The 22708-nt window shown below is 44.3% G+C and carries 28 protein-coding genes; all 28 read right to left on the bottom strand.

Annotated features, from left to right (window positions below; translation table 11 throughout):
* Nucleotides 1-80: 80 nt before the first annotated feature.
* The 28 genes from PHG87_04180 to atpD all read right to left on the bottom strand — a co-directional run bounded on the left by PHG87_04180 (nt 81) and on the right by atpD (nt 22707).
* Nucleotides 81-824: a hypothetical protein gene (locus PHG87_04180; GenBank protein MDD5477386.1), complete on the bottom strand. Its 744-nt coding sequence runs from the start codon at nt 822-824 to the stop codon at nt 81-83.
* A gap of 70 nt (nt 825-894) precedes the next feature.
* The gene (locus tag PHG87_04175) at nt 895-1368 is read right to left on the bottom strand and encodes a hypothetical protein (protein MDD5477385.1); all 474 of its coding nucleotides are present in this window, start codon (nt 1366-1368) and stop codon (nt 895-897) included.
* Nucleotides 1369-1411: 43 nt separating this feature from the next.
* The gene (locus PHG87_04170) at nt 1412-1876 is read right to left on the bottom strand and encodes a hypothetical protein (protein MDD5477384.1); all 465 of its coding nucleotides are present in this window, start codon (nt 1874-1876) and stop codon (nt 1412-1414) included.
* A complete protein-coding gene (locus tag PHG87_04165) occupies nt 1869-2441 on the bottom strand; it encodes a nucleotidyltransferase domain-containing protein (protein ID MDD5477383.1) in 573 nt (190 codons plus the stop codon). Before PHG87_04165 ends, PHG87_04170 begins: the two co-directional genes overlap by 8 nt.
* A 78-nt stretch (nt 2442-2519) precedes the next feature.
* Nucleotides 2520-2849, bottom strand: coding sequence for a DUF190 domain-containing protein (locus tag PHG87_04160; GenBank protein ID MDD5477382.1), 330 nt, complete (start codon nt 2847-2849; stop codon nt 2520-2522).
* Nucleotides 2846-3220, bottom strand: a complete 375-nt coding sequence (gene crcB, locus PHG87_04155) for a fluoride efflux transporter CrcB (protein ID MDD5477381.1) — start codon at nt 3218-3220, stop codon at nt 2846-2848. The genes PHG87_04160 and crcB overlap by 4 nt, the downstream gene beginning before the upstream one ends.
* Nucleotides 3221-3444: 224 nt before the next feature.
* On the bottom strand, nt 3445-4356 hold the full coding sequence (locus PHG87_04150) for an amidohydrolase family protein (GenBank protein ID MDD5477380.1): 912 nt from the start codon (nt 4354-4356) through the stop codon (nt 3445-3447).
* A 30-nt stretch (nt 4357-4386) separates the two neighbouring features.
* Nucleotides 4387-4803: a hypothetical protein gene (locus tag PHG87_04145; GenBank protein ID MDD5477379.1), complete on the bottom strand. Its 417-nt coding sequence runs from the start codon at nt 4801-4803 to the stop codon at nt 4387-4389.
* 55 nt (nt 4804-4858) lie between these two features.
* Nucleotides 4859-5470: a carbohydrate binding domain-containing protein gene (locus PHG87_04140; GenBank protein ID MDD5477378.1), complete on the bottom strand. Its 612-nt coding sequence runs from the start codon at nt 5468-5470 to the stop codon at nt 4859-4861.
* Between the two features lie 12 nt (nt 5471-5482).
* On the bottom strand, nt 5483-6259 hold the full coding sequence (locus PHG87_04135) for an SDR family oxidoreductase (GenBank protein MDD5477377.1): 777 nt from the start codon (nt 6257-6259) through the stop codon (nt 5483-5485).
* A 73-nt stretch (nt 6260-6332) separates the two neighbouring features.
* Nucleotides 6333-6770 (bottom strand): SRPBCC family protein, encoded by a 438-nt coding sequence (locus PHG87_04130; GenBank protein MDD5477376.1) that lies wholly within the window; start codon nt 6768-6770, stop codon nt 6333-6335.
* Nucleotides 6771-6785: 15 nt separating this feature from the next.
* The gene (locus tag PHG87_04125; protein MDD5477375.1) at nt 6786-7583 is read right to left on the bottom strand and encodes a cyclase family protein; all 798 of its coding nucleotides are present in this window, start codon (nt 7581-7583) and stop codon (nt 6786-6788) included.
* Nucleotides 7580-7816, bottom strand: coding sequence for a phosphopantetheine-binding protein (locus PHG87_04120; protein ID MDD5477374.1), 237 nt, complete (start codon nt 7814-7816; stop codon nt 7580-7582). Before PHG87_04120 ends, PHG87_04125 begins: the two co-directional genes overlap by 4 nt.
* A gap of 209 nt (nt 7817-8025) precedes the next feature.
* Nucleotides 8026-9486 (bottom strand): radical SAM protein, encoded by a 1461-nt coding sequence (locus tag PHG87_04115; GenBank protein ID MDD5477373.1) that lies wholly within the window; start codon nt 9484-9486, stop codon nt 8026-8028.
* Nucleotides 9487-9579: 93 nt separating this feature from the next.
* Nucleotides 9580-10809, bottom strand: coding sequence for a beta-ketoacyl-[acyl-carrier-protein] synthase family protein (locus PHG87_04110; GenBank protein MDD5477372.1), 1230 nt, complete (start codon nt 10807-10809; stop codon nt 9580-9582).
* The gene (locus tag PHG87_04105) at nt 10809-12071 is read right to left on the bottom strand and encodes a beta-ketoacyl-[acyl-carrier-protein] synthase family protein (protein ID MDD5477371.1); all 1263 of its coding nucleotides are present in this window, start codon (nt 12069-12071) and stop codon (nt 10809-10811) included. Before PHG87_04105 ends, PHG87_04110 begins: the two co-directional genes overlap by 1 nt.
* Nucleotides 12072-12075: 4 nt before the next feature.
* A complete protein-coding gene (locus PHG87_04100) occupies nt 12076-12672 on the bottom strand; it encodes a TIGR04076 family protein (GenBank protein ID MDD5477370.1) in 597 nt (198 codons plus the stop codon).
* Nucleotides 12673-12676: 4 nt separating this feature from the next.
* On the bottom strand, nt 12677-13681 hold the full coding sequence (locus PHG87_04095; protein ID MDD5477369.1) for a 2-dehydropantoate 2-reductase: 1005 nt from the start codon (nt 13679-13681) through the stop codon (nt 12677-12679).
* Nucleotides 13681-13947: a hypothetical protein gene (locus PHG87_04090; GenBank protein MDD5477368.1), complete on the bottom strand. Its 267-nt coding sequence runs from the start codon at nt 13945-13947 to the stop codon at nt 13681-13683. Before PHG87_04090 ends, PHG87_04095 begins: the two co-directional genes overlap by 1 nt.
* 145 nt (nt 13948-14092) lie before the next feature.
* The gene (locus PHG87_04085; protein ID MDD5477367.1) at nt 14093-15031 is read right to left on the bottom strand and encodes a DUF3964 family protein; all 939 of its coding nucleotides are present in this window, start codon (nt 15029-15031) and stop codon (nt 14093-14095) included.
* Nucleotides 15000-15608: a prepilin-type N-terminal cleavage/methylation domain-containing protein gene (locus PHG87_04080; protein MDD5477366.1), complete on the bottom strand. Its 609-nt coding sequence runs from the start codon at nt 15606-15608 to the stop codon at nt 15000-15002. The genes PHG87_04085 and PHG87_04080 overlap by 32 nt, the downstream gene beginning before the upstream one ends.
* Complete coding sequence (locus PHG87_04075; GenBank protein ID MDD5477365.1) at nt 15556-15963, bottom strand: prepilin-type N-terminal cleavage/methylation domain-containing protein; 408 nt, start codon at nt 15961-15963, stop codon at nt 15556-15558. Before PHG87_04075 ends, PHG87_04080 begins: the two co-directional genes overlap by 53 nt.
* Before the next feature lies 1 nt (nt 15964).
* Nucleotides 15965-16390: a type II secretion system major pseudopilin GspG gene (gene gspG, locus PHG87_04070; GenBank protein ID MDD5477364.1), complete on the bottom strand. Its 426-nt coding sequence runs from the start codon at nt 16388-16390 to the stop codon at nt 15965-15967.
* A 78-nt stretch (nt 16391-16468) separates the two neighbouring features.
* Nucleotides 16469-17002: a hypothetical protein gene (locus PHG87_04065; GenBank protein ID MDD5477363.1), complete on the bottom strand. Its 534-nt coding sequence runs from the start codon at nt 17000-17002 to the stop codon at nt 16469-16471.
* Entirely contained in the window at nt 16999-18372 is a 1374-nt protein-coding gene (locus tag PHG87_04060) for a hypothetical protein (protein MDD5477362.1), read from the bottom strand. Before PHG87_04060 ends, PHG87_04065 begins: the two co-directional genes overlap by 4 nt.
* Nucleotides 18373-18450: 78 nt before the next feature.
* Nucleotides 18451-19689, bottom strand: a complete 1239-nt coding sequence (locus PHG87_04055) for a type II secretion system F family protein (GenBank protein MDD5477361.1) — start codon at nt 19687-19689, stop codon at nt 18451-18453.
* A gap of 1 nt (nt 19690) precedes the next feature.
* Nucleotides 19691-21310, bottom strand: coding sequence for an ATPase, T2SS/T4P/T4SS family (locus tag PHG87_04050; protein ID MDD5477360.1), 1620 nt, complete (start codon nt 21308-21310; stop codon nt 19691-19693).
* A 2-nt stretch (nt 21311-21312) separates the two neighbouring features.
* The gene (gene atpD / locus PHG87_04045) at nt 21313-22707 is read right to left on the bottom strand and encodes a F0F1 ATP synthase subunit beta (GenBank protein ID MDD5477359.1); all 1395 of its coding nucleotides are present in this window, start codon (nt 22705-22707) and stop codon (nt 21313-21315) included.
* Nucleotide 22708 lies beyond the last annotated feature (1 nt).

Raw genomic sequence — 22708 nt, 5'->3', positions numbered from 1 at the left:
TATTTGCGGGTGGCTTGAACTGGATTCGAGGACGCTCCAGGCGGCCGAGAAACAGTTCAAGACAGGACCCGCAAAATATCCTACCTGCCTTCTAGTTTTTTAACTAATTCTAACGCAATTTTTATTAAATTACTTTCCGCCATATAATAAAGCGGATTCATAAAACCCATCTCGCCGGTAATTACGTTATCGCTGACCGCCAGAATCGATCCGGCTTTAATATTATAAGTCTGACAAATAGTCAACAGTGTCGAAGAAACCATATCTACTGCCCTTGCTCCCTCTTTACGCTTTGCCTCCACGATTTCGCGGGTTTCGCGTAAAAGCGCGTCCGTGGTCCAGGCCTTGCCGCGGTGCACATTTAAACCCATGCCTTTGGCAATCTCAAAAAGCAAATCGGATATTTTTTTATCGCTGGCTGTTTTAAAATCCTTATCCACATAATAAGGAGTTACCCCATCCCCGCGGATAACCTCATCGACCACGAACAAATCGCCGACTTTAATATTTTCATCAAGCGCCCCGGCTGTGCCGATGCGGATGATATTTTGTATTCCGGCATTACACATTACCTCCGTAGTAATCGAAGTGTCCGTGGAAAACCTTCCGCCGTTAATTCCGGTAACTTTGATCCCCTCATAGGTGCCGGTATACATAGTGTATTCCATAAAGGAAAAATTACGCACCGGGTTCTCTATTTTTTTCATTAAAGCATCCAGGCGGTCGCGCGGGCCGGGCACAATCGCGTATTTTCCCACATCCTGCGGCCGCAGCTGCACCATCTCGGTCAAATCTCGCCCTGTTAAATGAACTTCTTTCTGCATCTGCATTTTATCTTCTCCTCTTTTACATATCGCCAAATCACAATGTCACCACGGCGCCAGATTAACTCTGTTAATGCCTTCCATCTTTTGCGGTTTTGATAAGTTGAAAAGAATTCTTAATTTTTTCATAGCTATTTAATGCCGCGGGGTCTTTATCAAAAACACAAATCCAATTATTCCCAGGTAAACTAGAATGTTTGACTCCGGTGCATTGCGGCATATTTATTGCAATCCCCAACTTTTCTCTTTCACGCACCCTTGGTGGCCTAGGATCCACTGTTTTATTAAGAAAAATATACCTCGCTCCTTTACATTTTGGGTCTATTCCACAAGCGGCACTTTTGTATTGATACTCTTCTTTAATTTCCCAATTCGGAGGATATCTAAAAGTGAAGTCTATCCCTGGACTGGAATAAATTTTCCAATTGAATGTCCCATTTTGCGTAGCCGCTTTTGTAGGCGCTGCAGCGCAACCAATTACGCTCAAACAAAAATATAGTAGGGACATTCTGAATATTCTATTCAGAGCAAAAATACTTTTCAAATTTACACCCAGGATATTATCGTTATCCTTTTAAATATTCTAGTCAACCCAATTTCAACTCAAATTGCGGATTGCGCGATTTTACTTTCTTAAATATTCCCGATATTAATAACTGTGCTTCATTTAACGCGCTCTCTGTATCTCTGTCAGATAATAAAATCCCCGCCTCATAAGTAAGCTCATTGCGCTTGCGCCGCATATTATCAAATTTTCTTACGGCAATCTTAAATTGCTCGCTCAATATTAGGCCACAAACCTCAATTACAGTTTTGTGCTGGCCGCCGTCATCAGGAACATAGCCTTCCAAAAGCATTAGGCCTCGGCCGGCCTTCAACATGGCATTATAAGCCAATAAATACGCCCCTCTTTTTGATACTTTAAACGTCTTTTTTGCTTCGCTTAAATCAACCAATGCCTCTTTAAGAAATCCCTCTATCTGAATAAATCCTGTGGACTGCTTTTTTATTTTACCTTGTTCTAAAAGTTTCTTGAGTAACGCCTCAATCATTAGGCTCACCTTTTAATGAAATAAGCTTTGTTTTTAAAACTTCGTTTAGAAAACCACCCTTAATCTTCATTTTCTTAGCAAATTCCTGCGGAGAATAAATTGTGTAATTGATTTCCCTTTGCAATTTACTTTCTAAAGGAGTAAGCTTTTTAATAAACTCATCTTCGCTGAAATTTCCTACCAGTAAAATGTCAATATCACTTGAAACCTTCTCTTCATCCCGGGCAAAAGAGCCATAGATAAAGGCTTTAACTAGCCCCGGGGTAGAAACAACTATCTCCTTAAGCGCAGCCTCTACACCTACGGTCTTGAAAACAATTGACTTTAGTTCATTAAAAAGCGGGTATTCTTTATTAAGCGAATAATACCTCTGCTTGCCGCTTGTGCTCGAGTTGAAGATACCGATACTGACCAAATGCGCTAATTCCTTGGAGAGATTACCCGGATCCTCGCTCAATAAACAAGCCGCTTGGCGTAAATATAGCCGGGCATCGGTATTAGTGCAAAAATACCCTAAAAGCGCTCTTCTTAACCTTGATTTTCCTATTTCCGGAAATACTGTCATTGTTGTTCACCTCTACAACAATTGTAGTATATTTATACAACAATGTCAATATTTTATTTTCCCGCGTTTTTTCTTAGATTACGCGCGGTACATAATTACGTTTGCTTTTTCAAGAGTAATCAATCCTTCTTTAACCATTCTATCCAACTGCGGAATAAACTGATTGATTTTCTCTTCGCTATCTACGATTTCAATAATCACCGGCAGGTCCTCGGAAAGCCGCAATAAATTAGCGGTATGCATATGGCTTTTACAGCCAAATCCCATAAACCCCTTGATTGCCGTTGCCCCGGCTAACTTGTTCTTCTTAGCCAGCAATACAATCTCTTCATAAAGCGGCCGGCCATTCCATTTATCCGCCTCACCGATAAAAATCCTCAAAAGCTTTCCATCCGCGGGAATTTTCATATTATCTCTCCTAATAAGCTGCCGACTCTGAATAATATAAAACCTAAAATTACGCTGGCAAAAATATTGGTAAAAGCGCGGACTGCCTGTCCATTCCTGGCTAAACTGTCGGTTTCAAAGATCAAGGTTGAAAATGTGGTATACGCCCCGCAAAAACCGATCATCAAGAGAACTCTGGCATCCGGGCCCAGGATAAATTTCTTATCCGATAGGGAAGCTAAAAAACCCAGGATAAAACAGCCGCTGATATTGACAATTAAGGTGCCGTAAGGAAAACCGGCGCCCATAAACCTGTAGACAACACCGGTCAGAAGATACCTGGCAATTGTCCCCGCCGCTCCACCGATAATCAAATTTAACAATTTTAGCATAATGCTATTCCCTTTTGCGGTGTCGAAGCTTGCTCGATTAAATTTTGCTCGAAGGATATTGTGGAGCGTGCATTAGAAATTTTTCGGCAAACGTGTGCAAGGAATTACGGCGAGTACAGGCAATACCTTTATACGTAAGGAACACTGCGCTGCCGAAAGGAGCCGTAAGCCGCAGCACACGGCGAAAAATTTCGCACGCGAACAATATCCTGATGAGCAAAATATTAAAGAACAAATAGCTTTTCTAAATTCCCCCCCAGGATATTATGTTTATTCTCCTGAGATATATCCAGATCGTTGACGGCTTTGATACCGCTGACAACATCCTTCTTTGCCGGCCAATCGCTGCCCCACAAAATATGCTTTGGCCCCACCAATTCTAAACTTAACAGGAAATTGGCGCCGGTAGTATCGCCGCTGGTATCAACGTAAATATTCTTAAGATAATCCGAAGGAAGCCCCTGGAGGTCTTTGACAAAGTTCAACCCCCGCAGCATCTGGTAAGTTGCGTCAAAACGCTGCTTAAGATAGCAGATTGCCCCGCCAAAATGGGCAAAAATAAATTTTACCTTAGGATACTGCCGTAAGATATCCGACATTAAAAGCTTGCCGATGGAAATAGTAGTGTCAAAAATATATTCAACAGCCGGGGTAAGCAGCGGATCCTTGATCCGCTCAAAACCTATCGGGTTTACAATCTGCGGATGCACAAAGATCGGGATACTCTTCTCTTGCGCTTCTTTATATACAGGTAAAAACATCTGATCATCCAAGTATATACCGTTATAACTTGAGGCAAGAGAAATCGCTTTAAAACCCAACTCATTGATTGCCCGCTTTAACTCTTCCAACATATCGATGGAATTATCTACAGGTAAGATTGCCGCGCCGATAAATCTTTTGGGGTGGGATTTTAAAATTTTGGCAACATTATCATTATAAATATGCGCCACTTGGCCGATGCTACCTAATTTTAGATGCGCATCCGAGGTAGGATAACTTAAAACTGCCCGGTCAATCCCCAGCGCGTCCATAATCGCCAGCTGCGCCTGAATATCCCCCCAGCCCTTATGAAAAAAATGGGCATTGGTGATTATTTCATCCGGCAGCCAGTGGCTATGCGCGTCTATTAACATTAATAGTTTATCCCGTTCGAGAAATAATCTTTAACGGGACTCCGTGTTCTTTAAGATACGTTCAGTCATTTCTTTTTCATAAAGGGATTTAATCTCTTCCAAACCTCTTCTGCCTAATTCCTTAACGGTTATCTTCTCAATCGCATTCAGTTTTATTTCTGAAAAAATAAAATCCGGATTGATCTTTCTATGCTGGTCCCTGAATTCTGAACAAGCCTTTTCTTTATTCTCGATGTATTTTTGAAAATCGTTGATCTGCCTTTGGAGGGCGTCTTTCTCATGAGGAAGGTAGGAGCCTAAAAGCTCTTTTTCCATTTCCGCCAGGAGATCCTTATCGATATCAACTTGAGTAAACTTGCGTTCGTATTTATCAAAGGTTTCCTTGGCGGTTTTATAGAGCCAGATAAAATAACGCTTCTTTAAATTCTTAATATCCTGATTATTCATATTCCCACCTTTCCTGCGCAGAAGCGCGCACCGGCTCATCCAATAGAGTCGGGTGCTATTTTTTCACTAACTCCACCGTGTCAAAATAAAGAGTCCCTTTTGATCCGGGAAGCGGTTCAAACTGGAAGACCTTAATCGGAAAATCCAGCTGCTTGTTATTGTCTGCGTCGTTTGGCTGCCAGTCATCGCGCACAACAAATTTATCAAAACCGCAAACTATCCTCTTCCAGCCTTTAAAATCATCCTCGGTTATAAAACGCCAGATCTCCCCCCCGTTATCTTTTATATCAAAAGCAATTTTTGCTTTAGAATCCGTCCCGTAAACATAGAATGATATCGCGCTGTATTCTCCCCATTTAATATCGGAAGGCTTAATTGGCCAGTTAGCATTCTTGGCATCAAGCCCAAAGCCGCGGGCCACATAAATATAACCTCCCGGAACCGCCTCATAAACTACTTTTAACGACTGATTACCGCTGTTTTTAATATCATTAGCCGCTGTTACCGTAACAGTCGAGCCGTTACCTGCGCCAAAATCAACCGTTCCTGTGGGGCCACCGGTGACTGAAATCTCAAAATCATCAAGCAATAAATTATTGCCTTCGGCTAAACAAACACCCCGGGCAAATAAAACCACCGCTGCCGCCAGAAAAAATATTTTTTTCATTTATTCTCTCCGTTATTTTCCCGGGTGCTGCTGTTTAAACGGTATTACCGGAGCAGTCCAAGGTGTTTGTTGGTTAATTACCGAAATCTCCAGCGGGCAAACATTAGCCGGCACGGTTAAAGCAAAACGCACCGCGTCCTCAATTGCCTGCGTGCCCATTAAACGCGACGTATCGCCGGTAATATCTTTAAGTTTGCCGGTTAAATCCGTATCCGTGACTCCGGGCAAAATAGAAGTTACCTTGATCCCATGGTCGCGCAACTCCCAAAACAGGCCTTTTGAAAAAGCGCGCAAGCCGACTTTAAGCGAGCTGTAGACAATAAAGTTTCTGGGGACAGGATCCACTAGCGTCGAGCCGGAAACTATATTGATAATTGCCCCGTATTTCTGTTTCATCATATCATTAATCACCAGGCGGATTAACCGCACATAACCCAGATAATTCGTCTGCGCCAATTTTTCAAAATCCTCAATTGGCTGTTCGTTAAAAGGATACTGCGAGGAAACTCCGGCGCAATTAATCAAAATATCGACTTTGCCGAATTTAGCTTTAGCCTTGTTTACCAGATTCTCCAGATCTTCTAATTTTGTGACGTCGCAGGCTACGGCTAATACCTCAACCTTATGTTTCTTGGCAATCTCATCCGCGGTTTCTTTTAAAGGCCCCTCGCCTCTGGCGGCAAGGGCTAAATTTATGCCCAAACCCGCTGCGGTTGAAGCTAAAGATTTACCGATGCCGCGGCTGGCTCCGGTAACAATGGCAACCTTACCTTTTAAATCCGTACTCATAATTCCTCCTTTAATCTTTTATCTAGTAAAACCCTGTGAGCGTAAGCGAACAAGGGGCTCCTCCCCTTAATAATTACTTGGCTGATTCTTCAATGACCTTCTTAAAAATCAATAAGTTCTCTTTGGAATGTTTATTGATAAAACCTTCCACCTGCTCATCGCTAAACTTGGCCTTCTCATCCATCTGAAAATGCTGGATCCAGGTAAGCTCCACTCCTTCAGGCTTTGGCGTATAGAGCCAGATAATCTTCATATAATTAAAAGGGAATTTTGGCTCATAACGTTCCGAATAAGTGAAAAAATTATTCTTGTATAATAATCTCCAGGAGGCCCAGGATTTATTTTCGTCGTCGGTAAGGCGAAAAGTGATTTTGTTGGCTTCTTTTTTTAGGATCTCGGCTTTTTTATATTCACTGCCGAATAACTGCGTCCAGCGCGGGATGTCATTGGAAATATCAAAAACCAAATCATATGGCGCTTTAATAATTATTGAATTACATGTATGTCCCATTTGTCCTCCGTTTCATTAAATAGTAGCAACTACCCTGGCCCAAGCGGCCCCGGTATTTTTTATACGTATAGGGAAACAAATAATCTTAAAACCAAAATCCGGTATTTTTTCCAGGTTCGCCAGGCGCTCGATATGAATAAACTCTCTTTTGCGGCCATAGAAATGCGCCGGATAAAAAGTTTTAGGATCCCCTGTTTCCAGGAATTCCTTGAGCATAAACCGGTATGGCCGGTCAATCCCCATCGTGTCTACGCCAAAGATTTTAATTCCTTTATCCAGAAGATAATCAATAGCCGAGGGATCAACCCCGGGGTAATCTGAAAAATATTTTGGCCCGCCATAAAGCTTATCCGCGGCAGTATGCAATAAGACAATATCTAAAGGCTTAAGTTGATAATTCATCTTCTTTAGGGCGCTTTCGATATCCTCCGCCTTGATTACTTCATTGGGTTTTTTATGCCGGAAGTCAAGTTTAACCCCATCCTGGTAACAATATTCCAACGGGATTTCATCCGCGGTCTTGGCAGGGCGATTTTCTGATTTTGATCCATAATGAAAGGAGTAATCCAAGTGCGTGCCGGTATGCACCGGAGCATGCACAATTTCCAGGGAGAGAAATTCTTCATCAGGCAGCTGCTCTTTTTTGATGATGCGGGCGCCTAAGGCGTATTTTATTTTACCTAAAATAGTCTTGCCCATAATCACCCGGTTAAATTTATCCACGCCGGCTTTATGGGTGATCCGCTGGATATCAACCTTGTGCACTTCAAAAGCCTTTTCATCGATAGGCAGGCTTAAGTCAATTATCTTCATTTTACCGATTTTGACTGGATATTATTTACGATATCGTTAATCGTCGAATTCTTGGTAATCTCCTTAGGGCTAAGCTTGACCCCGAATGATTTTTCCAGGGCAATTACCGACTCCACCATCTCGGTAGAATCTACGCCGATACTATTGATCAAAGACACTTCATCCTTCAATTCGTCAATTTTAACTTTTAACAATCCGGCTAAGACTTCTTTAACTCTTACTTTTATATCCATTCTTTCCTCCTGTTGCAATATAAAATTAATAACGCCGCTTTTGCGGGTGCCGAGACTTGATTCGAACAGCATCTCAAAAATTTGAGCGGGCACGGTTGCCCACAATATATGTCCCGGCAGAGCGAAAATTTTTGCCGAAGCGAAGATTTTCCTCGCAGGGGAAAATCGAGCGGTGCTGTGGGAACAAGTCTCGGCAAAACCCGCAAAATTTATATCTGCACTTCGCCCTTGGTCGCGGCTGCTTCCCATTTACCTACCCCAGCCATAACATCCTGAAAGCAAAGTTTGGCCAACGGGTCAAAATTACTTTCCATAATCCTGTTTATCCTCCCCGGCTTAGAGAAAAATTCACGCATGCACCAGGAACCCAAACGGCCAAGGTCTTCTGTGGATAGATGATCCGTGGGGATTACCGGATGGAGAAAATCCCATTGGCTAAAATCTACCTTTTTGGGATCGATCCAGTTTTTCTTTAAAGCAATTCTCCACATCGGCGAATTTGGGGCGGGAGTAACATAGCCTACCCAAAGGATATCCGGATCAACCTGATCCGTAAACTCAAAACGCTGCTTAACAATGGCCTCGGTATCATAATCAAAACCCATCATGATATCCGCGACAATCGCGATATCATTTTTACGCAAGATCTCGATGGTTTTCTTAATCTGGTCGATAGTAATACCTTTAGCGATTCGCTTGAGCTCTGACTGAGTTGTCACCTCGATGCCAAAAACACCCATGAATAAACCATTTTCTTTCATCAGGGGCAAGATCGATTCGCAATTAACCCAATCAATAGCCCGGCCCAAAGATACCCATTTAATTGGATTATTCGATGCTTTTTTAAGTTCACAAAATTTCTGCACTCTTTTGGGGTCGACATTAAAATTATCGTCCTGGATAACCGCGACTTTAACCCCGTATTTTCTATGCAGAAGATTCATCTCTTCCATAACTCTTTCCGGAGATTTAGCCCGCCATTTCAAGAAATCCGAAGGCGAACGCGGATCAAACTGGTCCCATTCATAACAAAAGGTGCATGCTGAAGGGCAGCCCCGCGAAGTAACCATATCCACAAATGGTTTCCAATAAGTGTGGCCGACATATTTATCCATCGGAAATAAGTCATAGGCCGGTAAAGGAAGCTTGTCTAGATCTTCCATCAGCGGCTTATGCGGGCCCATGACGATTTGTCCGTCAACCCGCGAAGTTACCCCGCCAACATCCTTAAAATTTTTCTTTTTATCGATGGCTTCGATCAAATCTCCAAAAGATTCCTCTTCCCCCATAACCACAAAGTCAACCGCAGGGTTCTCTTCTAATGTCGGCACCGGCATCGCCGAATACCATAACCCGCCGAGAATTATTTTTGTTTTAGGCAGCGCTTTTTTAATGTTGATCGCTGCCTCTTTAAAATGCCGTAATACGCCGTAGCCGCCATAACCGTGCAATTGCTCGCCCATAACCACGACATCCGGGTTTTTTGCCTTTACCTGCTCCACCAGCTGGTCCATGGGTATTTCCAGTGCTCTTCCGTCGATGACCGCGACATCTTCATAACCCCTCTCCCGCACATACGCAGCCCAGTGCGCGTAAAGCTGGTTTGGTGACCGGTGTATGCCGTGCGTTGCCCATGCGCCGACCCTGGGCATAACAAATAATATCTTCATTTTACCCTCCCTTTACCCCCATTTCCTCTTTAACTTCGAAACTGTTTCCAAGTTAAAGCAGAAACTGTTTCCCGATTAGCTTGGAAACTGTTTCTAGTTTTTTTCAACTACTAAAACCGCATTAATCCCGCCGCGGCCGCGCGAGATGATCAAAGACTTGTTTACTTTATATTCCCTGGCTTTCTTGGCCACATAATTTAAATTATTTAAAGCCGGAACCTCTAAATTTAAAGTCGGGGCGACTAAACTATGCTTCATAGTTAAAAGCGCGATAATCATATCCAGCACACCCGATGCTCCAAGCAAATTTCCAAACATGGATTTGGGGCAACTCAACGGAATATTCTTTAAATTATCCCCGAAAACCATCTTTAAAGCTTTGATTTCAGAATTATCCCAGAGATCAACTGCTAAACCATCTAAACTAATATAACCGATCTCTTCGGGATTTACCTTGGCGTCACTAAGCGCCATATTAATTGCCCGCGCCAGCTCTTTTCCGTCGCTGGCACAATTGATCCTGTCCACCCCGTCGCAAGTCGTGCCGTATCCGCAGATTGCCCCCAAGATATTTGCGCCTCTTTTTTGGGCGCGCCGGACACTTTCCATGACTACAATTCCGGCGCCCTCGCCGATTACAAAACCATTGCGCTGTTTATCAAATGGCCGGTACGCCCCCTGGGGATTATGATTATTTTTGGATAGCGCCCCATAGGTATTACAGCATAATAAGGCATAAGGGGTAACCGGAGCCTCCATACCGCCTGCCAAAATCATATTCAGTTTATTTTTCGCTAAAACTTTCCGGGCGTACCCTAAAGCCATCGAAGAACTGGCCCGGTCGCTGACCACGGTCTTACTAAAACCTTTTATTCCATAATAAATGGAGACCTGTCCCTGGGGAGCGGCGGGAAACCAGGCAGAGGCCATATAAGGTGAAACACCTTCCCGGCCCTCTAAATATAAATCCCTTAATTCAGTTTCGGCATAGAGCCAGCCGCCGATAGCGTTGCCCAAAAAAATCCCCACAAGATTGGGATCCTCATTTTTAATATCGATCCCGGCATCCTGCAGGGCCATCTCCGAAGCAACCAGCGCCATATGCGAAAAAGCATCGATTTTTTTTAAAAGCCTTTCGGAGATATGGCTGTATTTTTCCAAATCATCAATCTGTCCGGCGATATGCGCAGCGTATAGTGAAGCGTCAAAACGGGTAATCTCTTTAATAAATGAACGACCGCTTTTAAGGTTTGCCCAAAACTGCCGCTTTCCGATACCCGAAGGACTGACAACTCCAATACCGGTAATTGCGATTTTTTCCATTATCCACCGAACCTTCTTAAAATAAGCGAAGAATGTATCCCCGAAAAACCGCTGCTGGTTTTTATAATTGTGTTAACTTTTTTCTGGATTGCCTGGTTGGGAATATAATACAAATCGCACTGCGGATCTTTTTCATCCTGATTTATCGTCGGAGGAAGGATATTTTTCTCAAAAATCATCGAGACCATGGTCATCTCAATGGCGTTTGCCGCGGCCAGAGGATGGCCGATCATGGATTTAAGCGAACTGATCGGCAGCTTATAAGCATACTGGCCAAAAATTGCCTTGTAAGCATTGGTCTCAAAGATATCGTTCATCCGCGTGCTTGAGCCGTGCGCGTTGATATAATCAATCTCGCCGGGCTTGACCTGCGCATCTTTTAAGGCCAAACTGATGCAGGTTTCCATCGCCCGTCCGTCAGAAGGCAGGTCGGTCATGTGAAAGGCATTACAGCTGGTGCCAAAACCTAAAACTTCGCAATAAATCGGGGCATTGCGTTTTAAGGCGTGATTTAATTCTTCAAGAATTAAGATTCCCGCTCCTTCTCCGAGCACAAATCCGTCACGCTTATTATCAAAAGGACGCGAGGCTTTCTGCGGCTCATCATTACGCACGGATAAAACATTGACCACATCAAAAGCGCCGAAGGTAATCGGGGTAAGCGGGGCTTCCGCAGCTCCGCAGATCATTACATCCTGCTCCCCATCCTGAATGCTTTCTAAACCAAAACCCAATGAGTCTGTGCCGGCAGTGCATCCCGTAGAAATAGTGTTACAAATCCCTTTTAAGCCAAAACGCGCGCTGATTTCTATCGAAGGAGTGTTAAACATCGCTGCGTCATAGAGATCGGGCCTAACCTGCGCCGGGTTGATCGGTTTTTTCCCGTCCTCGGTAACTAAAGCAAACTCCTCTTCCATATATTTTGTCCCGCAGATGGCATTGGCTAAACAAACCCCGATACGCCGGGTATCTTCTTGGGAAAAATCTAATTTACTGTCCTCTATTGCCATCTTGCCGGCAGTCACTCCAAACTGCACATAGCGATCCATGCGCATGGCCTCCTGGTGATTCAGACCCAATTTAAAAGGGTCAAAATCCCTGACTTCGGCGGCAATCTTGGTATTAAAAACAGAAACATCAAAGCCGTCAACTAAACGCACCCCGCTTTTTCCGCTGGAAAAACCTTCCCAGGCGTTATGTTTACCGATGCCATTAGGCGAGATTACTCCTATACCGGTTATTACTACTCTGCGTTTAGCCATAAAATTATTTCTTCTCCCCAATTCTGGTAACCTTAAAAACAATATTGCCCCCGTCCGGACAGGTAACCGTATCAATTGAATCCGGATCCGGCACAAAGAAAAACTTGGCTCCAAAATTTAAAGCAAACAAAGCCGGGAATGCCGTGTGGAATGCCGCCCCGCAAAAACCCGGGATACATTTTAAACCCTGCGTTTCCCATTTATCCCCGACTTTATATCCAAAGGCGCATTTTCCTTTTGCCTCAGCTACCTCAATAATCATCTTCTTAGGATTTGGCCCTTTATGTTGGGGGTCTCTTGGAACAACCTCAAGCTTGCCCTGCTTATCCAGAATTTCGGCTTTAAATTCCAGCTTTCCTCCGTCGGGACAGGTCACCAGCAAAGAACGCTGGTTATCGCGGAACCCGAATTTTGCCCCAAAACTTAAAGCATAGATTACCGGAAAAAGCGCGTGCGCCAGCCCCAAACAGAAATGGACCGGGGCATGGGTAAAATCTTCTAAAATGATTTCATCGCCGCTCTTATAACCGTGGTAACAATCTCCTAAAACTTGCGTTACGGTAAGTTTCAAGCGGGGAAAAGGGGTTTTAACTTCTTTCATTTTTCTAAATTAGTTCCCTGGTCTTTTGGATCAAATCTTCTTTGCTGAAAAACCGGTTATTCTTTTCCACCTGATGCACCATCTCCACTAAAATCTTATTTAAAGGCGCCGGCATATTATTTTCTTCGGCCAGACGCACAAATTCGCCATTAATATAATCAATCTCCGAAAGGTTACCGCGCATTATACTCTGCAATATCGAACCGTATAACGGTTCTTTGCTCAGGTTTTTCATGCGCTCCGAAAAAACCTGGGCTGCCAACTCGCTGGGCATAGCCGTAAGCTTGGTAAGGTTTTCCAGCGGGAATCCGGGGAGAGAAACCAAATCTATCCCGATATAATCGATAATCCTGAAAGCTTCTCTCCAGATGGCAATACTGATCCGGCTGATCGCCAGGTCGCTAAAGACCTCCTGCATACTCTTGCCGATGATTGCCGGCAGGCAGTTGTTGGCATTGACAAAAATCTTTAAATATTTCATCCCTTTTATGTCTTTGCTTATTATTGTCGGAAATGCCTTATCTAAAACCAGGCTTACGGAAAGTAAGGACTCGGAAGGATTGGGATTAAAGAAGCTCCCCAATACCCAGCTGCCTTCAAAATTATGCACTACTTTGCCCGGCTCTAAGCTAGTTGCCCCGAACATAACTATACTGGAAATGACCTTTTCCGCAGGGACGTATCGGGCAACCAAGTTATCCGCACGTACGCCGTTTTGCACAGTTAATAAGAGGGAATTCTGCAGTAAATGGGAGTTGTCCTGCAAAACAGAATTGATATCCTGTGTTTTAGTAGCCAAGATGGCTAAATCCGGAACATAATTTAGGGTGTCGGAAATACCGATATGCGCCAGAAAATTGCCCCTGACCCCCGAAACAACGATGCCGTTTTCTCTGATCACCTTGACCGCCCCGCTGCGGCCGACTAAGGTTACCTCTTCGCCCTTTTCCTTAAGATAAGCGGCAACTAAACAACCGATGGCCCCGGCGCCAATGATGGCGATACGCATTACCGAGTCTCCTTTGGAAAACCATACTTTTTATAATCAAAACCATTCTGCTCAAGAAGACGGACCATCATGCTGTAGAACGGCGACGGGACATCGGAGAAAAAAGCGGCAATTACATCCTGATCTTCCACCTGGCGGCAATTACGATTACCGGCGATTTTCTCGGCTTGACGGCTGACCACTGATTCGGTAATCCGCCGATGGAATACGGGTATTTTGGAAATCAGAGTTTTGAACTTACTTTCAGTCTTAGTTTCCCAAATCATAACTTAACCTCATTTAAATAGGGACAGCGACCATTTTTTCATCTACGCGACCAAGAAAAAATGGTCGCTGTCCCTATTTATCTATTTAATATAGTAAAATTTTACTATTTAATTTTAGTAAATAGAGGGTTCTTTGTCAAGTCAATTATTGTTCGTTCCAGGAGAGAATCTTCTTACTTGCGGGATGGATAACAATGCTATAGTGCAGCCCCTGCCTGCTACCGGAGTAAGGGATAATATTAAAACGCAGATACTCTGATTTTACACCCAATATAGAAACCAGCGCCAGGAGATCCTGCTCCTGCTTTAAACTCAAAAAAGTAAATGCCCTTAAATCATCAAGTATCTTATCAGTGCTGGAAAAACCATAGCCCAGCACTTGGGGAATAGCTACCGGATCAGGATTGATGATTTTGTGCTCTTGCCGAAAACGCAAAATCGCCTCTACCAGCTGGTCATCTAAACCTAAAGCTAAAAGTACTGCCTTGCTTGCGGTATTAATGTTTATTTTTCCTGCCCCATACACAGTAACCAAATCCTTAAAAAGTATAAAATTATCGCGGCTCATGCCTTCAACTAAAAGCACTTCATTGATTGAGCTAAAAGGGCGCAACCCGGAATTAACTGTTTTTTCCGCCAACTCTTCATCCATCCCCGGCAGCCGCATCAGCACGTCCTTAGAAGCGGTGTTTAAATTAATCAACGCGCTCTCATCGATAATCTGGCTGGTAACAGCCAGGCTTTTATCAGCCGAATTACTTTTATCCGCAAAATAGTATTTATAAGAGTTGTTCCCGCATAAAGCCATCTCATTTTCTTCGGCTAATTCCCCAAAGGTATCAAAAGTAGGTGTGGCGTCTTTTTCTCTTAAGTAGAACACTGTTTTTAGCGCCCCTCTGGCGGCAGGCAAAGAGAAACTTAATCGTTGGTAAGTTCTGGCAAACCGTATCTCCTGAAAAACCAATCCGGTTAAGCCCATGCCCAATATGGAGAGGATCATTATTGCCCAGAGGCAGAGCACCAGGATGCTTGCTTTCTTATTGCCTTGCGGCTTACGCTTTAGGTAAAAATACTGTCGAGACATATTCTTGGGTTTGGCTGGTAACAGTCAATTTAACAGCAACAGGCAAATAATCCTGCCTCCACTCATCTATCCAGTTATATTCATTCTTAATCAGATCTAAATTAAGATAGCTAAATTTTACTTCTTTAATCTTGGATAAAAAAACCGCCGGTTTTGATTTAAATTGCGCATCCACTTTCCCCTCGGGCGTAATGATCTGGCTGAGTTTATCTACTACGCGCATAAGACAAAAAGAGGAACTGTCAAAATAATAAGTTATGCGGCAGGGGATATAATCTGGATTCCCGGGGAAACTAATCTTTGTTTTCGTACCCGAAAACAGCTGTTTTCTACAGGCGGGAAGCTCTCTTAATTCCCTGGAAAATCTCTCGGTTTTAAGTAAAATCCTCTGTTGGATAAAATCAATATTCTTTACCCGGCCTAAAACAGAAGTTCCTGAACTAAAAGTCGAATAAATCGCGATGCTGACGACGGAAAATATAGAAACCGCAATAAGCAGTTCCACTAAAGTAAAAGCGCTTAGTTTATTGTTTTTGCCTGGGCAGGTATGTGGAAAAAGTGACATTTTTTGTGGCATTCTGTTCCTGCCAACTAAGGCTCAGGCAGGCCTGTACAAGGAATTTAGCCAAATCTTTTGGCTGGGTTATTTCAATGATTTCCTGTTTATAATCATAACTTTTAGCAGGAGATTTTAAAATATCCTGGGTAACGGAAGCGGATAAGCCGTCTTTTAAACTTAAGAGCTCAAGTTCATCCAACTTTTCTCGCCCCAGGCGCAAAGCTCCGATATTGTTAGCCGTAGAGTTTACTCCCCTTAAGGCAACGATATAAGAATTGGCTACCAGGGTCAAGCCAACCCCCAGTATCAGCACGCTAATCATCACCTCAACTAAAGTGAACCCCGAAGGGGCGAACCCTTTCAAATTATTCACCTTATTCACTCCAATTTACAATATCATCTGCTGTGCCGGGTTGCCCATCCTTGCCGGCAGAAGAAAGATCATAGCCCTCCTGATTATGGTCGCCCGGGGCTTTATATAGATAAGGCTTATTCCAGGGATCCACCGGCTTCTTCTTTAAGTATGGCCCATGCCAGTTATCGGCGTCCCCTGCCGGACGCGTCCTCAGGTAATCCAGGGATTCGGGATAATGGCCCATATCCATTTCATAAAGATCCAGGGCAAGAGGGATGCTGGAATTAATATCTGTTTTTGCCGCCTGCGCGCGCGCCTGCTCGGAGCGGCCGGCAAGCCGCGGCACGACCATCGCCGACAAAATTCCGATAATAATTACTACCAGTATTAACTCAATCAAAGTGAATCCTTGTCTTATTCCTAACGGAGCGAAAACTTTTTTCATGATAATCTCCTTATAGCTTTATGGCCCCATTTCCTCTTTAGAATCGAAACTGTTTCGGACCTGAAGGGGAAATGGGGTCTATGAAAATGAAACTCCTAATATAGTGGTGTCTATTTTTAAGACGCTCCCAGTTTCATCCTTGGCAGACAAAGTGATTTTCTCAACTTGCAACAAAATGTTGGCCCCTTCAATACCGGAAATAAAATCCAAAATATTTTTCAGCTGGCCTTCGGCGCGCAAGGAAACGCGGTAAAGCGTCACTACTCCGCCTTTTACCTTGGTGGAACCGATAACATTCATATCTAATATTTGCAGTTTGGATTTCCTGGCCTCAGCCTCAACTTTGCTCATCACCATCGCTGATTTCTCTTCATCAGAGCCCCGAAGGCTGGAATAACCTTCGATTTGTTTCTGCGCCTTAAGAATTCCCGGGCGATTATGTTCCAAGGCCAGGTATTTATGGATGGCCATTTTAGACTGTTCGATCTCTGCGGAAAAAACAGCGGTTTTTTCATATATCGGGCCCAGGACAAAACTTTTAACCGCAAATAACCCTAACAATAAACCGATACATAGCGATAATATTTTTTCCTTGGTGGTTAGTTTTCTCATTTTACGACCACCTCAAAATCAACCACATCTTTATCTTTTAATTTACGCCTGCGGGTGTAACGGTTTTGCGCGCCCTTAAAAGATTCGGAATTACTAAGAGTATTGGTAAAAGTTAAAATATCGGGTATCTGTTGAGCGTATCCTCTAAAAGACAGGCTCTTTTGAAGTTCCCAATTAAAATTGGTAATGGTTACGCTCTCCGGGCACAACCTATTTAGCGAATACAGGGAAGATAATACCGAAGACTTGGGATCCGCGTATTGTTTGGCAATTTTTAATTTTTCGGTAATATCCTCCAGGTCCTTGGTTTTTTTACCTAAAGAAACGACCCTCTCCTTAAGGCTGGCTGAATAAAGCTGCTGCTGAATAAGCCTGAGCAAAGCAATTCCGCCTAAAGAAATCAGGATATAAACCAGGACCACCCCCAGGATCATCAGTTGCTGCACCTTGGATTTCATTTCTTTTTTTACCTGCAGCTCGGGGACAACAAATTTAATATCATCTTTGGCTATCTGCGAACTAAACCCCAGCACCGCGGATAAAGAAATATCCTTTAAGCCTCCGGAGATGAAATTATCGTACTCCTTGGAAGAGATATACTGCGCCTTCAAATTAAAATCCCTGGCCAGGGCTGACTCGATAAGGGTAAGATACGCTGCTGAGGCGCCGGTTAAGAATAATCTGTCGCATTTGGCATCGGGGATTTCGTTATTCAAGGCAACCAGCGCCTGCTTCAATTCAATGGCAAATTTTTCTTTTTCCTGCTCGTTTTTTAACTGGACTGCCCCCTGCGGTATCACCACGCTTGAGCCTAACTTACGCTCATCCACCAGCACCAGGTCGCTATAGTTTGCGTCAATATCCAGGATCAGGTATGAACCCTGCAGTAAAGATTTATCTTTGCATGCTTCAGCCACATAATGCAGGAGACCTTGCGAGCTCATTAATATGGCTTCCGGAAGGATATTTATGGGAATAAAAGCGTTGACCACATTTTTAAAAACATTTTTTAAGGCAATGGCCAAAATCAGGTGGCTGTTGCTTGTGCCGTCAAACCCTAAATTCTGATATGCCCAGCAAACCTCTTCTTTATGATAGGGGATCTGGCGCACGAGGCAGAGGCCCAGCATCTGTTCGAGTTCCTTGGGGTCTTGGGAGGGCAGGTCTAGGCGGCGCACAGTTATTTTATTGCGGTTAAACACCACGAAAACATCAAAATTTTTGCCGCATTTATTTTGTTTTAATATCAAGCTTAAAGTGTTGGAAATAACCGCCGGTTCAGTGCTGGCCAGAGGCTCAACCGCAACCTTACGGCCGATAACAACCTTAAGGCAGGACTCCGCAAGCTCTATGATTACTTTAGTTCTCATAATTATCTTAATAAATAGGGACAGCGACCATTTTTTTAATAGGGATAGCGAACAAAAAATGGTCGCTGTCCCTATTTATTAGCCACCGACAAGGCTGTTCATATTAAATATCGGCAGGAGCATGGCAATAACCATCGCCCCGATCACCAGGCCCAGGACCAAAATTATCGCCGGTTCAATAAGGGAACTGACGACCTTTAAATCTGCCTCAATCTCTTTTTCATAAGACTCGGCGATATCCGCCAGTACGCTGTCCAGCCTGCCGCCTTCTTCGCCGACGCGGATCATCTGCACAAAAAAATCCGGGAAGATTTTGAATTTGGCCAAGGAGTCTGAAAAAGGCATGCCTTGGCTGATATCACGGCGCACCTGTTCAAGTTGGCTGACATAAACCGGATTGCCGATTATCGGACCGGCGTCGGCCAAGGCGGAAAGCAGGTTCACTCCGCTTTGCAAAAGCAGGGATAAACTTCTGGAAAAGTTGGCCACCGACTGTTTATAAACAATATCTTTGGCAATGGGAATATGATATTTCAGGCGGCTAAAAACACTTTCCTTGCCTGCGCCGTTGACCTTAAACGCAAAGACAAGAATAACAATAAATCCGATTACAAATACCCAATAAGCTTTAAGGAAATTCGCGATATTGAGTAAAATAAGTGTGGGTAAGGGCAGCTGCGCCTGAAAATCTTCAAACATCCCGGCCAGCCTCGGCAGGACAAAAGTAAGCATTACAAATATCGTGCCTACGCCAACCAAAGTCATAAATATTGGATAAGCAAGCGCCTGTTTTACCTTGGTCCTTAAATCTTCAAACCGGCGCAGATAGTCCAAAAGTTGGATCAGGGAATCTTTGAGCTTGCCGGTTGCCTCGCCGGTGTGGACAATATTGACGTAAAATTGCGGGAAATACTGCGGGTAGCGGCTAAGGCAATTGGAAAATGAAACACCGTCTTTAATATTCTTTATGATATCGGAAAGTAATAATTTTTCGGTCTGATTTTGGCAGTCCTTTTCTAAAAGCCTTAAGGCGCTAAGTAACTCTACGCGGGAATTAACCAGATTGTAAAGTTTCTGGGTGAACAAAACTAGGTTTTTTAAACCCCATTTCCCGATTGGGTTGGAAACTGTTTCGGGTTTGGGGGAAGTTTTTGCGGATGCCGCTGCGGAAACAGGCGGGCCGATTAACGGCTCGACGGAAATCGGCACAAGCCCTTTTGCCTGCAGATCTTCAAGCACCTGCTCGACACTGCCCCCGTCGATTTTGCCCTCGACAACCTCCTTAAGGTTTTTCTTAGCCTTATATAAAAATATCATTTTATTCCAACTCCACCACGCGCATGATCTCTTCCTTAGTCGTTAAACCTTCTTGGACCAAAAGCATACCATTCTCCATAAGCGTGCGCATGCCTTTTTCCCTGGCTTTGGCCTTAATATCCTGGGCGTTCTTATGTTCGGTAATCATCCCGCGGATTTCATTATCGATAAGCATAATTTCATATATCGGCTTTCTCCCTTTAAATCCCGTCTCACTGCAAGATTCGCACCCCTTGCCTTTACACAACGGGCAGAGCAGGCGCACCAGGCGCTGGGCGATAATTACCTCAACCGAAGAAGCTAAAAGGTAGGGCTCAATACCCATATCCATAAGCCGGGCAATACCACTGGCAGAATCATTAGTATGCAAGGTGGAGAAAACCAAATGCCCGGTAAGGGATGAGCGGATTGCCAGGTCGGCGGTCTCAGAATCACGAATCTCACCGATCATCATAATATCCGGGTCATGCCTTAAGACGCTTCTCAAGGCGCTGGCAAAAGTTAAGCCCACCTTGGGATTAACATGGATCTGGGTTATCCCTTCAATGGCGTATTCAACCGGGTCTTCAATACTGATAATTTTTACCTCCTTACGGTTCAGGCGGCTTAAACAGGTATAAAGCGTGGTGGTCTTACCGCTTCCGGTAGGCCCGGTAATTAAGATAATCCCGTGCGGTTTTTGCAAAAGCTTCACGATCGTTTTTAAATCTTCGGGGGCAAACCCAATTTTATCTAAATCTAACAACACCTGGGAAGGAAGGATCCGGATAACCACATTTTCTCCGAAATACCCCTGTAATATCGAAACCCTTAAATCTACTTCCTGCCCGTCAAGCAAGCGCACCTTTGCCCGGCCGTCCTGCGGAATGCGGTGTTCGACAACATCCAAATGGCACATAATTTTAATCCGCGAAACAATCGCCGGCTCTATATAATAAGCGTCCTGGGGCATCTTCATTTCCCGAAGGACCCCGTCAATACGGTAACGTAAGACTACCTTGTCCACGTATATCTCAATATGGATATCCGTGGCGCGCATCTTGATTGCCTCGCTGATTATCTGGTTAACCAGCTCGATCACCGATGCTTCGCCCGCGTTTTTTTCAATATCTTCAACGCTCTCATCCTTGGCTAACTTTGTGCCCTGGCCGATCTTCTCTTCCATGATCTTATCGACGGTTCCGGCCACTGCCCCGTAATATTTATGTATCGCCGCCTCCACCTCGCGGCGGGAAGTTAAAATCCGGCTGACCCTAAACCCCAGGTTCAATTTGATATTTTCCGCCAGCCAAACATCCATGGGATTAAATACCGCCACAGTCAAAGCCTCACCCTCCAAACTAATCGGCATAAAACCATAGTGCTTGACGAATTTTGCCGGCACGGCTTTAATCGCCTCCGTAGAGATATGGGCGTCTTTTAAGCGGGCAAAAAACGGTAAATTGAACTGTTCAGAAAGCGCTTTGAGCAAATCCTCTTCTTTTAACAGGCCCTTGTTCACCAGAATAGCCCCAAGCATATCCTCCTGGCAGACAGAGTCCTTAAGCACCTGATCAAGCTGCTCCTGGGTAATACAATTTCTTTTTACCAGCATCTCCCCTAATAATTTATTCGTCGACATATTTAGCTCTCCAGTTTTCCTATGCAATAAAGGCGGCTCTCATCAACCTTATCCAGTTCCCCGCTGATTATGCGTTCGCATCCGGAAATCGTATCTTCTAATGAAACAAACGCGCCGGGCCTGCCGGTATAATCTTCGGCGGTAAAAAACGGCTGGGAAAGAAAATTCTGCATTTTCTTTGCCCGGTCAAAAATGATTTTCTCTTCGGGGGCAAGCTCCTCTTTACCGATGATTGAAACAATGCGCTCCAATTCATCGTAGCGCCGGAAATGCCGCAGGACATCCTGGGCAACATCAAAATGCCTCCTGCCGACGATTGCCGGAGTTAAAGAATTTGCCGACGATTGCAAAGGGTCGATTGCCGGATAAAGCCCGCGCTGTACTAATGAGCGGGAAAGAACAATCAAACTATCCATATGCGCGAATATCGCCACAACCGCCGGATCCGTCATGTCATCGGCGGGCACATAAACCGCCTCAATAGCGGTGATACTGGCGCTTTTCTCCGAGCGTATTTTTTCATGTAATTGGCTTATTTCACTGGTCAAGGTTGACTGGTATCCGCCCTCAGACGGAATTCTTCCTAAAAGAGTAGCCAATTCGCTGCCTGCCTGCACAAAACGAAAAACATTATCCATAAAGAAAAGCACGTCTTTTCTCTGGGCTAATACCAGTTCCGCCAAGGCAACGGCGGTATGCGCTGCTTCAAAACGCATACCCGGAGATTCATTCATCTGGCCAAAAACTAAGATGGAACGCTTCAGCAGGTCAGCGCGCAAGAATTCGTGGTAAAGTTCATTGCCCTCGCGGATACGCTCTCCGACTCCGGCAAAAATGCAGGTACCGCTCTGATAACTGATAATATTATGGATAATCTCCAAAATGAGGATGGTTTTCCCGCAGGCAGCGCCTCCGAGCAAGCCGCTTTTAGACCCCTTGACCAGAGGGAAAAGAAGGTCGATCATTTTTATCCCGGTAGAAATTACCTGGGGCTTTCCTCCGCCATCCGGATCAACCTCTAATTTAGAATTTACGGATATATTTTTTAAAGACAGGGCATCGCTGGTGTCAAGTTCTTTTTTGTGGTCAATGGGGCTGGCCAAAGCATTCAGCACCCGGCCGTAAAGTTGATTTAAATCCCGCGGAACAATTATCCCGTTTTCCCGCAGGCGGATGGGCATATTCCTGCCTACCCCGTAAGTAAATCCTAATGCCACGCAACGGCAGATATTATCCCCCCGGTGCTCAACTATCTGTAAACCAATATTCTCACCCAGGCTCGTGCAAACATTAAGCATCGTGCCCACTGGCGGCATACCTCCTGCGGAGGCAAACTGCGCGTCCACCACTGAGCCATAAACCGCAACTACTTTCGCTAAAGAACCAGAGGAATCCATA

The sequence above is a fragment of the Candidatus Omnitrophota bacterium genome, assembly GCA_028716245.1.
In the GTDB taxonomy this organism is placed as follows: domain Bacteria; phylum Omnitrophota; class Gorgyraeia; order Gygaellales; family Profunditerraquicolaceae; genus UBA6249.
Note: the sequence above shows the minus strand (reverse complement) of the source record. Positions and strands in the feature narration are given on the sequence as shown.

Excerpts from the sequence above, each read along its gene's own strand:
- PHG87_04140 (MDD5477378.1), bottom strand. The coding sequence starts at position 5,470 with ATGAAAAAAATATTTTTTCTGGCGGCAGCGGTGGTTTTATTTGCCCGG.
- PHG87_04095 (MDD5477369.1), bottom strand. The coding sequence starts at position 13,681 with ATGCGTATCGCCATCATTGGCGCCGGGGCCATCGGTTGTTTAGTTGCC.
- atpD (MDD5477359.1), bottom strand. The coding sequence starts at position 22,707 with ATGGATTCCTCTGGTTCTTTAGCGAAAGTAGTTGCGGTTTATGGCTCA.
- PHG87_04125 (MDD5477375.1), bottom strand. The coding sequence starts at position 7,583 with ATGAAGATAATTGACTTAAGCCTGCCTATCGATGAAAAGGCTTTTGAA.
- PHG87_04120 (MDD5477374.1), bottom strand. The coding sequence starts at position 7,816 with ATGGATATAAAAGTAAGAGTTAAAGAAGTCTTAGCCGGATTGTTAAAA.
- PHG87_04180 (MDD5477386.1), bottom strand. The coding sequence starts at position 824 with ATGCAGAAAGAAGTTCATTTAACAGGGCGAGATTTGACCGAGATGGTG.
- PHG87_04090 (MDD5477368.1), bottom strand. The coding sequence starts at position 13,947 with ATGATTTGGGAAACTAAGACTGAAAGTAAGTTCAAAACTCTGATTTCC.
- PHG87_04065 (MDD5477363.1), bottom strand. The coding sequence starts at position 17,002 with ATGAGAAAACTAACCACCAAGGAAAAAATATTATCGCTATGTATCGGT.
- PHG87_04170 (MDD5477384.1), bottom strand. The coding sequence starts at position 1,876 with ATGATTGAGGCGTTACTCAAGAAACTTTTAGAACAAGGTAAAATAAAA.
- PHG87_04105 (MDD5477371.1), bottom strand. The coding sequence starts at position 12,071 with ATGGCTAAACGCAGAGTAGTAATAACCGGTATAGGAGTAATCTCGCCT.
- PHG87_04055 (MDD5477361.1), bottom strand. The coding sequence starts at position 19,689 with ATGATATTTTTATATAAGGCTAAGAAAAACCTTAAGGAGGTTGTCGAG.
- PHG87_04085 (MDD5477367.1), bottom strand. The coding sequence starts at position 15,031 with ATGTCTCGACAGTATTTTTACCTAAAGCGTAAGCCGCAAGGCAATAAG.
- PHG87_04130 (MDD5477376.1), bottom strand. The coding sequence starts at position 6,770 with ATGGGACATACATGTAATTCAATAATTATTAAAGCGCCATATGATTTG.
- PHG87_04060 (MDD5477362.1), bottom strand. The coding sequence starts at position 18,372 with ATGAGAACTAAAGTAATCATAGAGCTTGCGGAGTCCTGCCTTAAGGTT.
- PHG87_04050 (MDD5477360.1), bottom strand. The coding sequence starts at position 21,310 with ATGTCGACGAATAAATTATTAGGGGAGATGCTGGTAAAAAGAAATTGT.
- PHG87_04135 (MDD5477377.1), bottom strand. The coding sequence starts at position 6,259 with ATGAGTACGGATTTAAAAGGTAAGGTTGCCATTGTTACCGGAGCCAGC.
- PHG87_04100 (MDD5477370.1), bottom strand. The coding sequence starts at position 12,672 with ATGAAAGAAGTTAAAACCCCTTTTCCCCGCTTGAAACTTACCGTAACG.
- PHG87_04080 (MDD5477366.1), bottom strand. The coding sequence starts at position 15,608 with ATGCCACAAAAAATGTCACTTTTTCCACATACCTGCCCAGGCAAAAAC.
- PHG87_04145 (MDD5477379.1), bottom strand. The coding sequence starts at position 4,803 with ATGAATAATCAGGATATTAAGAATTTAAAGAAGCGTTATTTTATCTGG.
- PHG87_04110 (MDD5477372.1), bottom strand. The coding sequence starts at position 10,809 with ATGGAAAAAATCGCAATTACCGGTATTGGAGTTGTCAGTCCTTCGGGT.
- crcB (MDD5477381.1), bottom strand. The coding sequence starts at position 3,220 with ATGCTAAAATTGTTAAATTTGATTATCGGTGGAGCGGCGGGGACAATT.
- PHG87_04165 (MDD5477383.1), bottom strand. The coding sequence starts at position 2,441 with ATGACAGTATTTCCGGAAATAGGAAAATCAAGGTTAAGAAGAGCGCTT.
- PHG87_04115 (MDD5477373.1), bottom strand. The coding sequence starts at position 9,486 with ATGAAGATATTATTTGTTATGCCCAGGGTCGGCGCATGGGCAACGCAC.
- PHG87_04150 (MDD5477380.1), bottom strand. The coding sequence starts at position 4,356 with ATGTTAATAGACGCGCATAGCCACTGGCTGCCGGATGAAATAATCACC.
- PHG87_04160 (MDD5477382.1), bottom strand. The coding sequence starts at position 2,849 with ATGAAAATTCCCGCGGATGGAAAGCTTTTGAGGATTTTTATCGGTGAG.
- gspG (MDD5477364.1), bottom strand. The coding sequence starts at position 16,390 with ATGAAAAAAGTTTTCGCTCCGTTAGGAATAAGACAAGGATTCACTTTG.